Annotated in this window: 11 protein-coding genes; 5 read left to right on the forward strand and 6 right to left on the reverse strand. The window is 40.3% G+C overall.

Going from position 1 to position 11,662, the window contains the following annotated elements:
* Positions 1-58: 58 nt before the first annotated feature.
* Positions 59-868, forward strand: a complete 810-nt coding sequence (locus tag A9479_RS14895; protein ID WP_064663848.1) for an ABC transporter substrate-binding protein — start codon at positions 59-61, stop codon at positions 866-868.
* 37 nt (positions 869-905) lie between these two features.
* Here the strand turns inward: A9479_RS14895 and A9479_RS14900 are convergent, their stop codons facing one another.
* The 5 genes from A9479_RS14900 to A9479_RS14920 all read right to left on the reverse strand — a co-directional run bounded on the left by A9479_RS14900 (position 906) and on the right by A9479_RS14920 (position 4,784).
* Positions 906-1,565: a DsbA family oxidoreductase gene (locus tag A9479_RS14900; RefSeq protein WP_016899162.1), complete on the reverse strand. Its 660-nt coding sequence runs from the start codon at positions 1,563-1,565 to the stop codon at positions 906-908.
* A gap of 119 nt (positions 1,566-1,684) precedes the next feature.
* Positions 1,685-2,905, reverse strand: coding sequence for a Xaa-Pro peptidase family protein (locus tag A9479_RS14905; protein ID WP_008464319.1), 1,221 nt, complete (start codon positions 2,903-2,905; stop codon positions 1,685-1,687).
* Between the two features lie 138 nt (positions 2,906-3,043).
* Positions 3,044-3,652: a flavin reductase family protein gene (locus A9479_RS14910; protein ID WP_064663849.1), complete on the reverse strand. Its 609-nt coding sequence runs from the start codon at positions 3,650-3,652 to the stop codon at positions 3,044-3,046.
* Between the two features lie 11 nt (positions 3,653-3,663).
* On the reverse strand, positions 3,664-4,389 hold the full coding sequence (locus tag A9479_RS14915; protein ID WP_033104141.1) for an SDR family NAD(P)-dependent oxidoreductase: 726 nt from the start codon (positions 4,387-4,389) through the stop codon (positions 3,664-3,666).
* Complete coding sequence (locus tag A9479_RS14920; protein WP_064663850.1) at positions 4,386-4,784, reverse strand: thiol-disulfide oxidoreductase DCC family protein; 399 nt, start codon at positions 4,782-4,784, stop codon at positions 4,386-4,388. The genes A9479_RS14915 and A9479_RS14920 overlap by 4 nt, the downstream gene beginning before the upstream one ends.
* Before the next feature lie 120 nt (positions 4,785-4,904).
* Here A9479_RS14920 and ppc point away from each other — a divergent pair, with 120 nt between their 5' ends.
* Together ppc and cdd are read left to right on the forward strand one after the other, a co-directional pair.
* Positions 4,905-7,550 carry a phosphoenolpyruvate carboxylase gene (ppc, locus tag A9479_RS14925; RefSeq protein WP_036954995.1) on the forward strand — a complete coding sequence of 882 codons (2,646 nt, stop codon included), beginning with the start codon at positions 4,905-4,907 and terminating at the stop codon, positions 7,548-7,550.
* 122 nt (positions 7,551-7,672) lie between these two features.
* On the forward strand, positions 7,673-8,602 hold the full coding sequence (gene cdd / locus A9479_RS14930) for a cytidine deaminase (RefSeq protein ID WP_064663851.1): 930 nt from the start codon (positions 7,673-7,675) through the stop codon (positions 8,600-8,602).
* On the opposite strand, the gene udp is transcribed toward cdd, so the two are convergent.
* A complete protein-coding gene (gene udp / locus A9479_RS14935) occupies positions 8,591-9,346 on the reverse strand; it encodes a uridine phosphorylase (RefSeq protein WP_008112319.1) in 756 nt (251 codons plus the stop codon). The two genes, cdd and udp, sit on opposite strands and share 12 nt — an antisense overlap.
* A 412-nt stretch (positions 9,347-9,758) precedes the next feature.
* Here udp and A9479_RS14940 point away from each other — a divergent pair, with 412 nt between their 5' ends.
* Complete coding sequence (locus A9479_RS14940) at positions 9,759-10,868, forward strand: arginase family protein (protein ID WP_008464328.1); 1,110 nt, start codon at positions 9,759-9,761, stop codon at positions 10,866-10,868.
* A 97-nt stretch (positions 10,869-10,965) separates the two neighbouring features.
* Positions 10,966-11,662, forward strand: a 697-nt coding sequence (locus A9479_RS14945) for an ABC transporter substrate-binding protein (protein WP_064663852.1), incomplete at its 3' end; no start/stop codon positions are given.

Raw genomic sequence — 11,662 nt, forward strand, 5'->3', positions numbered from 1 at the left:
GCCGCTATACTTATCATTTGTTTAGTTTGTTACATTGCTAAAGCAACTTGGAATAACTATGAAGCTTATTATTTTATGCTGCAGTTTAATTTTAATGGCAGTGTCATTTTTTGCCAGTAGCACTGAGCAAACGATCACCCTTAAGCTCGGTAAACCAAGCACCCAAGACATACCAAAAAACCACTATATTTTAACATTATTAGAAAAGAGCTTTGCAAAGGTTAATGTAAAGCTCAATATTGCTTATAGTCTTGAGCCAATGAATACTAAAAGAATTTTAGAAGAGCTCACACGTAACGATGATGTTAATTTAGCTTGGTTAACTTTGCCAAACTCCCTTGCAGAGCAAAGACATTTAATCCGCACAAGTTATCCTATTTATAATGGGCTGCATTCAAAGCGCTTGCTCATGGTTAAACAAAGCCGGTTAAAAGAATTTTCTGATATAAAAACCCTTGAACAACTAAAGCCGTTCATAGCCTTACAAAAGCAAAGTTGGTCTGATTATTATGTATTAAAGAACAATGGCTTAACAGTTAATGGTGATTTGAGTTATGAAAGCATGTTAAAAGCGTTAGATGAAGGACTTGGCGATTATTTTCCGCGTTCAGTAACTGCTATAAAAGCCGAAATACGTAAACATCCTCAGTATAACTTTGTTATTGAGCCTCATATTATGCTGCAATACGATAATTACTATTATTTTTACGCAAACGAAAATAACAAAGCAATCATTGAGTTATTAGAGCAAGGCTTAACAAAGTTAGCAGATAGCGGCGAGTTAAATGCGCTTTATGAACACTATTATCGTGATGTTGAGGACGGGCTTAATTTAAATAACAGACGGGTGTTTAACTTAAAAAATTAATAAGGTTAGGCGGCAAAATGTAGCCTAACCCGAAAAATTATTGCTCCTGCTTGGCTTCTTCTTCACTTATTTGCTTAAGTGCTTGAATAAACGATTCACTCGGTTGCCCACCGGTAAGCGCGTACTTATCATTTATAATGAAAGTAGGTACTGAGGTTATTCCCATTTGTTTAAAGTTATTTTGCTCTTGGCGTACCGCTTGTACGTATTTATCTGAGTGTAAAATTTCTCTGGCTGTGTCTTTGTTAAGGCCGACTTTTTCTACCACATCCAGTAACGCATCTTCTTGATTTAAATATTTTAAATCGGTGAAGTGTGCTTCAAAAAACGCCAATTTTAGCTCAGTTTGTTTGCCTTCTTCACGCGCCCACATTAGCAAGCGGTGTAGATCAAAGCTGTTGATCATGATGCGTTTACCGTCAAAATTAAAGGTAAACCCAGCTCGTTCACCCGCATCCGCCATGTTTTGACGATTTCGCGCGCTTTCTTCTTCAGTTAAACTGTATTTTTGCTGCAAGTGCTCGTTTAAGTCTTGCCCTTCAAGTGGCATATCTGGATTAAGCTCAAAAGGGTGCCATGTAATATCCGCACTCATTTCGTCTTTTAATTCTGCCAATGCGGTTTCTAAGTTTTTATACCCAATAATACACCACGGGCACATTACATCTGAGACGATATCAATTTTTAAGTTTTTCATAGGGATCCTTGAAGGATTGCTTTTTAATAACAATGGATATTGGGATGAAGTTTAGTTTATCAATTATTGAACATAAAAAGAGCAACGAAAGTGCTGCTCTTTTATTGAATGTTTTCAGGTTAGCTGTTTAAGCCAAATGGGTCGTCAATGCTGTGGCTTGGCTGGGTAAACCAACGCGGGCCGTCATCTGTCATATAGAAGTGATCTTCTAATCTCACACCAAATTCATCTGGAATAACCAGCATTGGCTCGTTACTAAAACACATGCCTGTGGCAAGCGGGGTTTTATCGCCGCCCACTAAGTATGGCCATTCATGAATGTCTAAGCCAATACCATGGCCTGTGCGGTGTGGGCAACCTGGTGTTTGGTATTCAGGGCCTAAGCCTTGAGCTGCTAAGTAGCTGCGAGCTGCTTCGTCAACCGATTCACAGGTTTCGCCAAGGGCGGCTTGATTGAAAGCTGCTAACTGGGCCGCTTTTTCAAAATCCCAAAATAGGCGTTGGCGGCTGGTTGCTTCACCAAATACATAAGTGCGGGTAATATCAGAAAGGTAATCGTGTACTTTGCATCCGGTATCAATAAGGACCATGTCGCCTTTTTTCAAAATTTGCGGATCTTTTACACCATGAGGGAATGAGGTAGCAAGGCCAAACAATACAATACAGAAGTAATTTCCCGGGGCACCTACTTTTTGATGCGCTTTTTTTATAAATTCTTCGACTTCTACTGTGCTAATTCCTTCATAAAGCATGCTCGCAGTAGCCTGATGAACCGCTAAAGTCATATCCATGGCGCATTGCATTAATGCTAATTCATTGGCTGATTTATGCATTCTACAATGTGCGGTTACAGGTTGTGCGTTAACTAGTTTTAATCCTGAACTGGCTTTATTGATGCCATCAAAAATAAAAAACTGTGCGCTTTCATCAATGCCCACGGTAGCGGTGTCGCTAATATTAAGCTGTTTCAGCACTTTAACGAATAGCTCAAAAGGGTTCTCGTGTTCTTGCCAGCCGTGTATTGGGCCATCAATGACTTTAAAGCCATTTAAAGAGCCAATTTCAAAATGGGGGGCAATGTATTGCACCTCACCCATGGCGGGTAAAATAGCGCCGACTAGTCGTTCACTGGCGTACCATTTCATACCGGTAAAATACGTTAAGTTGGTACCTGCATTTAAATATATCGCATCAATATTATTAGCTTGCATATAAGCTTGCGCTTTGGCCATACGCACTAAATACTCATCGGCCTGAATTGGCGTTACTGAGTGGGTCATATTGCTTAAACTAGCAAGTGCTTGTTCGGGTGTGTGTGTACCAATACCAACTGTGGTCATATATTTCTCCTACAAAATTTTGCATAGTGTGTAGGCTAAACGCGTTCAATTCAAATTAATTGCGATTAGTGAACAAGGGATTAAACAAATGGGGGGAGTTATCAAGTGCCTCATTCCCAAGGACTTGATAACCTTGGGCTATTTTTTCGCGTAGGGTAAACGATTGAGCTTATTCGCCGTGTGGTAGCTATCTAATCCGGTTACTGCAACGGTATCGATGGCTTGTAAGTCTAAAAAGCCATCACTTTGGAGTGCTGATTTATCTACGTACACATCCATTATTTCGCCAATAACCAGCTCAGTGCCATTAACAGCTAAATGCTGGTTCTCAACAAATTTTACTGCGTATTTTAGTCGGCTTTGTACAACAAAAGGCGCTTTAAAGTCGTTTAAGTACTCTGTTTTTAAACCCGTTGCATTAAACTCAGACTCATCTTTAGCGTAACGTGCCGATGTTTGGTGTGCCTGCTGGTAAATATCACTATTTACTTGGTTAATAGTATAAACGCCTGTTTCTATAATATTTTCGAATGTATGCCTTGGTACGCTGTGTGGACGCATTATCATGCCCACTAGTGGTGGGTGTGCGCCTAAATGAATAACTGAACTGACAATGGCTAGATTGGTATTACCTTGTAAGTCTTGTGTGCCAATTAAGTTTGCACTTTTAAACCCTGAAAGTGAGTTGATAAAGTGTGTACGGGTATGTTTTTCAAGTGCGGCTATGCGGTCTTTCGAAAAATGCATGTGTTTGTTCCTTACCATTTTATGGTGTTTCCTTGCCAATCTAGGTAGGCAGGTTCGCCGTTGAGTTCTAACTGTGGGTTTTCGTAAGTAAATTTAAATAATTGCTGCGCAACAAAGTCAGGGGTAAACAGTTTATCTGCGGGCACATTTTTTTGAAATGGCTTAGAAAGCTGTGTATCTGTAGTACCCGGGTGAAATAAAACAAGTTTGGTATTTTTAGCGCGACGAGCAAGTTCAATGGCGGCTGTTTTAAATAACATGTTCAGCGCAGACTTAGATGCGCGATAGGTATACCAGCCACCCAATTTATTGTCGTTAATACTGCCTACACGAGCGCTCAAAGCAGTAATTGTGCAGTGAGTTTTATGATTAAGCAGCGGCACTATACTTTGCAAACACAGCAGGGGTACAAGCGTATTAGAGTGCATAAGCTGCATAAAATAATCACTGTTGATTTCTTCAAGCTTTTTTTCTGGCATGTGCTGGTCGTTGTGTAATTGACCATTAAATATAATCACTTGAGCTATATCAACTTGCTGAGATTTTAACGACTCGGTTAGCTCTTTTAGGCTTTGCGCTGAATAGTCGCTCTGAAAATAGTTTACGTTTATATCGCTGTGATTAATATTCGATGAGCTGACACAAATTATATTAAATTGTGCTGCTTGCTGATTTAAATGACTTACGTAGGATTGTGCAATGGCGCTACTGGCGCCAAATAAAATCACTGTTTTCATTTTTCACCTTTAGATTTGATATTGCATTGATCATTACTACACTGCGCATTGGGCATTAAAAAACGGCTTATATGATGGCGGTATTTTGCAAAAAAAGTGTAAGCATGATCGGCAAAAAAGCGAATTACGGGCAAACGAATTATTTTAAGCCAACGGTATTTCCCAACGGTGCGCCAAGCTTGATAAGTGACGTCTAAGCCGTAAATCATCTGCCCCTTATCAGTTTGGGCGTGCAATAAATCCATGGCATTTTGTTTATCAATTGCGGGAAAACGCTCACTAAAATCATCCGCATTTAAATCTTCTAGTGTAATTTTATGATCAACATCGGCACGTTTTAAATGTTGCATTTCTGCATTGCAAAGGGGGCAATTGCCATCGTAAAAAATGATCATTTTGTCGCTTTGTGTTTATTTTACATATGCTTTTTTACGACAAGGCGATGCAAATGGATCTATTAAATATTCCCGCTTAATGATATTAATAGGTCTCCAAGAAACGAAGGAGAGCTAGAAATGAGTGAACAATATGCCGCCTTGCGAGGTAATGTTAGTCTACTTGGTCAATTATTAGGACAAACTATTAAAGATGCCCAAGGCCAAGAGATTTTAGATAAAGTAGAAGAAATTCGGGCTTTATCAAAATCATCTCGCAGTGGCAATGAAGCCGATCGCCAAGCGTTAATTGATGTACTCCATGCGCTTAGTGATGAGGAGCTTTTACCGGTTGCCCGTTCATTTAATCATTTTTTAAACTTAGCTAATGTTGCAGAGCAGTTTCATACCGTATCACGTTTTAATGATGTTGGTTTTTGCCAACTAAATCCTCTCACTCAAACATTAAAAACGTTAGCAGCAAAGGCCGAACAAGGTCAGCTTAATCATAATCATTTAGCCGACACACTCTCAAAACTCCACATAAACTTAGTACTAACCGCTCACCCAACCGAAGTGACTCGCCGTACTATTATTAACAAACATGTTGAACTAAGCGATTGTTTAGCATCACTTGAGCGCACCGATAACCTTGCGCAAGAGCGCGAAGCGATATTAAATCGAATTGCGCAGCTAATTAGCCAAGCTTGGCATACTGACGATATTCGTCGTTCTCGCCCAAGCCCAGTTGATGAAGCTAAATGGGGCTATGCGGTAATTGAAAATAGCTTATGGGATGCCGTGCCACGTTTTTTACGTGAGTTTAGCCAGCATGTTAAACAGCATTTGAGCCTTGAGCTACCAGCTAACTACAGTCCGATAGAATTTACGTCATGGATGGGGGGGGATCGAGATGGTAACCCGTTTGTAACCGCCGAGGTGACAAAGCAAGTACTCGATCATGGCCGTTGGATGGCGCTGGATTTATACCAGCGTGATTTAGAAACTTTGTGTGCTGAACTTTCTATGTCTGATGCCAGCGATGAGCTCATTAAATTGGCTGGGCAAGAGTTTGAACCGTACCGTGCTGTTTTGAAAGATGTTAAAAACCAAGTTGCAGAAACGGTGATGCATTTAAGCGCTAAAATTAAAAATAAGCGTACAGAATCACAAGATTTAATAACTGATATTAACCAAATTAAGCACCCAATTGAGGTGTGTTATCGCTCATTATTAAAATGCAATATGCAAGTGGTTGCTGATGGCTTGCTATTAGATGTGATCCATCGTGTAAATAGCTTTGGTTTGCGTTTGGCAAAACTGGATGTGCGACAAGACTCGTCAAGACACAGCGATGTGTTTTCAGAATTAACTCGTCATTTAGGTATTGGCGATTACAATCAGTGGGAAGAGCAAGACAAACAAGCTTTTTTACTGACAGAGCTCAATTCACGTCGTCCGCTAATTCCTAGGCATTGGCAACCAAGTCCAGAAGTGCAAGAGGTGCTCGACACCTTTGATGTTATTGCACAGCAAGATGAAAAAACCTTTGGTTTATACATTATCTCTATGGCACGAACTGCCTCTGACATATTAGCAGTGCAGCTATTACTTAAAGAGTCTGGCTGTGGTTTTGAACTGCCTGTGGCGCCTTTATTTGAAACCTTGGACGATTTAAACGATGGCCACAACGTCATCACCACGCTTTTAAATAATGAGTGGTACCGTGGACACATCAAAAACACCCAAAATGTAATGATTGGCTATTCAGACTCAGCCAAAGATGCAGGCATGATGGCTGCTGGTTGGGCACAATATGAGGCAATGGATAAGCTCGTACAACTAGCGGATGAACGCGGTATTGAGCTTATTTTATTCCATGGACGTGGTGGTACGGTTGGACGTGGTGGTGCGCCTGCTGCACAAGCATTGCATTCTCAGCCGCCGGGGTCGTTAAAAGGCGGGCTTAGGGTAACAGAGCAAGGTGAAATGATCCGCTTTAAGTTTGGATTACCCAATGTGGCATTACAAAGCTTAAATATTTATGCAGGTGCGGTACTACAAAGTAATTTATTGCCACCACCAGAGCCTAAATCACAATGGCGTGAAGTGATGGCATTAATTAGCGATGTGTCGTGCCAGCATTACCGCAATGTGGTGCGCCACGATGAAAACTTTGTGCCTTACTTTAGAATGGCGACACCTGAATTGGAACTGTCAAAATTACCGTTAGGCTCAAGGCCTGCAAAACGAAATCCAAATGGAGGGGTTGAGAGCTTACGTGCTATTCCATGGATTTTTGCGTGGAGTCAAAACCGGTTAATGTTACCTGCATGGTTAGGTGCATTAAGTGGACTTAAAGCCGCGCTTGAAAAATATGGGATTGAAACCTTAAGTGAAATGAGTTTGCAATGGCCGTTCTTTAGAGCACGTTTAGAAATGCTAGAAATGGTATTTAGTAAAGCGGATAGCTGGTTGAGTGAGCATTACGATAATGCGCTGGTGGAAGAGATGTATAAGCCTTTAGGTGTTGCCTTGCGAGAGGAACTTGGTGAGGCGATGACGTTAGTGCAATCATTAAGCCCACAAAAAAGCTTATTGGCTGATCAGCCTTGGATCAAAGAGTCTATTGGGCTTAGAAACCCATACACCGACCCGCTTAATGTATTACAAGTTGAGTTATTACGTCGTTCTCGTGGCGATGATAAAGGCAATGAAAATGATATAGACAATGCCTTGATGATCACTATGACCGGTATTGCAGCGGGTATGCGTAATACAGGTTAATCCAAAACTAGATTAGTTTTAGAGGGAACACGCGACGTGTTCCCTTTTTTTACGTTGAATAGGCTGGTATTTAGTTTGCCAACCTTTTACACTACTTAGCCATTGAACAAATAAAAACTATTATGGCTTCAGCAACTTTTAAAGTGCAACATAATACAGCACTTAGCAATTCACACATTTCATTAAACGTAGCGCAAACGCAAGCTCTACGCAGTCAATTAAAAACTCAACGCGGTATTTTATATTCAAGCGATATTAAAGCGCTTTGCACCGAGCTTAATGTTAGCGACGATGCATTATTACAAGGCTTAGTGCCTATGGCTTCAGAGTTTTCGGTTGCACCTATTTCCAAATTTCATGTCGGCGCAATTGTAAAAGGGCTCGATTCACAAGGAAACACCACTTTTTACTTTGGCGCTAACGCTGAGTTTGACCATCAAGCACTTAGTTTAGTGGTGCACGGTGAGCAATCTGCAATTAATAATGCCTGGTTAAATGGCGGTAAAAAAATTCTTAAAATAGCGATTAGTGATGTCCCATGTGGGTACTGTCGTCAATTTATGAATGAACTCGCTGATGCGAAAGAGCTTGATATTTTACTGCCAGCACAAAACTTTAAATTGGCAGAGTTATTACCTCATTCATTTGGACCAACCGATTTAGGCAATGAGCACAGCTTATTTAACCCAGCAGAGCAAACTAATTTTTTTGAAAACAAACAACTTGATGAAAAGCTGATGAGCTATGCTTTAGCGGCTTATGTGCCATACAGCCAAAATTACAGTGCAGTAAAAATAAGTACGTTTGAAAACGGTGATTTTTATGGCAGCTATGCAGAAAATGCAGCGTACAGCCCGAGTTTATCGCCATTACAAAGTGCTGTGAGTCAGTTGTTTTTAGCAGGACTGAGCTTTGATAAGCAAACAGTTAAATCAGTTACGTTATTAGAAACGGCTGGTCATGAAAACCAATCAGGGGTGGCAAAAGCCGTGTTAGCAAGCTTTACTGGCTTGCCAACACTTGAGGTTATTAGCGCAACATTAACCAAGTAACACTTTAGCGGCTTCAAGTACCACGGCAACCGATTTTTTCTCAATCTCGCCGTGGTCTACGTTAGGAATTTCTTGACGTGTTCTATTTACTAATACACCTGCAACACAGGCTGCTTGTAGGCCAAGAGCGGCACACATGGTAAATAAAGTAGCCGATTCCATTTCGTAGTTCATCACGCCTAGTTTTTGCCATTCTTCACAGCTACCCTGTAATGACTTAGGAACATAACCAGAATGCGTATCGTAACGCTCTTGTCCTGGGTAGAAGGTATCGCTTGAAGCGGTGATACCGATATGAAAATCGATGTTTAGGTTTTCACAGGCTTTTACCATCGCTTGAGTGGCAAAAAAATCAGAAACAGCAGGGTAGCACAGCGGTGCAAAATGCTGACTCGCGCCATCTAAACGAACTGAGGCTTGGCTAATTAAAATATCGCCTTCGTTAATGTGCGGCTGAATCGCGCCTGTTGTGCCAATGCGAAGAAAGCTACGTACGCCAAGTTGAGCCAGTTCTTCAACCGCAATTGACGTTGAAGGGCCGCCGATACCGGTTGAACATACAACCACTGAGTGGCCGTTTAATTGGCCTAAATAAATGTGAAACTCACGCGTTTGAGCAAGGCAGGTTGGATTATCTAAGAACTGTGAAATGCGTGCTGCACGATCTGGATCCCCTGGAACAATAGCCAGTTTTGCACCTTTTAAATCATCAATACACAGTCCTAAGTGAAATACCTTTTCCATAACTAAGCCTTTTTAATAAGAGTTGTTGTCAATTTAACATGATTACGAGAAACCTAAATGAAGTACAGGACGGATGTCCGTATTGATTTATTCATCAACTCTGAATATTCAATCAATGGCTAAAATTACTAACAAAATGAGCCAGTTGACTTGTTTGCTCAGACACTATATTCATACCTCAGAGCAAACCAGTAGCTAGCTAAAAGAGTTGTTAGCTAAATTTTAAATTGTTTATATTCATAAGGTTAGTTAGTAGGTTTTGTATTGTTTTGCCACTGACCTAACCTCGCAAAACACAACGTTCAGTGATTTTTATAACCACAGACAATTAATTTTTAATTTATTCAGCGTTCGTCGTTTTGCATAACTACTCAATAATAGACAAGATATTCAGATTGAAAAAGGGTTTACAATGAGCACACAATTTCAAGCATTTAAAAATAAAGTTGAACACTGTTTATGTGCACCTGGCGACGGTGTATTCACGGTTAATACGGCAAAAGAACGCAAAGCAGCACTCAGAAATAAATTATATGGTCAAACTGAAAATGTCGATGCTTTATGGCGTGACTCGCTAAATGAATTACCTAACTCACCCCACAAAGCGGTTATGCTGGGGATTAGCTCTGATTGTGGTGGTGGTATTTTACGCGGTGCAAACTGGGGGCCTTTATTTTTACGTTCAGCTTTAATTGACCAGCAAACACAGTGTCGTTCATTTGACTTAGGTGATGTGCGCGTAATACCGCATTTATTACACGATAAATACTTAAACGAGGCAACAATTACCAATTGCCAAAAAGCGCTTTATGGCAATGACAATAACGATCATTTCGTAAGTCCACTGTCTATTACCGAAGATGTATGTGACAGCTTTTATGCAACATTCCAAGATAAAGGCATTTTTGGCATTGGTGGCGATCATTCTATTAGTTACCCGCTGACAAAAGCGTACTTAAAAGCAAAGCGTAGCCAAGGTAAGCGTACGGCTATTATTCATTTTGACGCCCACACCGATTTATTGGTTGAGCGTTTAGGCATCGATTTATGTTTTGGCTCTTGGTGTACCCATATTTTAGAATTTTTACCCGCGCCACATCATTTAATTCAATTTGGTATTCGCTCAAGTGGTAAGCCTAAATCACATTGGGAAAGTACCTTTGGCGTTAAACAGCACTGGGCTGCTGAAATTATTGAGCGTGGCGCAGCCGCTGTTGCTGCCGATACAATCGCGCAACTAAAGGCTGACAAGGTTGATGAAGTGTATGTAAGCTTTGATATTGACGCATTAGATGCTCAATTTGCTTCAGCAACAGGTACACCTGAAGAAAATGGATTAACACCACAGCATGCGCTTGATATTTTGTCAGCCATTGCCGATGAGTTTCCAATAACCGGTGCAGATATGATGGAAATCGCGCCGTTTACCGACAGCTCATTAGTGGGTCAATCAAGCTCAGAGACGACGCTTAGAGAAGGCGCTAAAATTTCAGCATTCTTAATTGCAGCAATGAATCGTTAATCCTAAAGGTCAAAATTGGCTATTTGTAAATAATCCGCTATATTAAATTTGCTTTTATCAAAAAAGTAACATCTTAAATTTTATATAGTGGGTTATTGTGACTAAGTGGTATTGTGTATTATTGTTCATTGTAAGTCATCATTGTGCGGCTAAACTTACTGTTGTGACAGAGAACTTTGCGCCTGCGCAGTATCTGGACGCGAATAACAATTTAGTAGGTGATGCTGCCGATAAAGTCCGATTAGTGCTTGATAGCGTAGGTATTGATTATTCAATTTCTGTAAACGATTGGAGTATGGCTTACAATATTGCACTGAGAGATCCCCAAACCTGTATATTTTCTATTTCTCGTTCGCCTGAGCGGGAACATAATTTTATTTGGTTTGCTAAGCTTGCCCAATTTGACACTAATTTTTACTCCCTTAAAAGCAAAGGTATTTCCTTAACTAATTTAGAGCAGGCAAAGCAATACCGTATTGCGGTTTTAAAAGATAACTACAGCCATCATTACTTACTTTCAAAGGGCTTTAAAGAAAACGAAAATTTAATGCTGTTTAGTAGTTTTGATAATATTTTTAAGATAATCCAAACCCGAAGTTCGAGTATTGATTTAGTTGTTATACCAGCGCAGCGAATAAACCATGAACAATCTCATTTATTAAATAAATTACAACTCGAATTACTCATGCCCATCAATGCCCATCAAGCCCCTTTATATTTCGCCTGTAATAAAAATCTACCCGATAACGTAAAGCAACAACTTAGCGCGGCTTTTTCTTCATATGAGTCTAAAC

Origin of the sequence: Pseudoalteromonas sp. MQS005, assembly GCF_001661605.1 — a bacterium.
Taxonomy (GTDB): domain Bacteria; phylum Pseudomonadota; class Gammaproteobacteria; order Enterobacterales; family Alteromonadaceae; genus Pseudoalteromonas; species Pseudoalteromonas tetraodonis.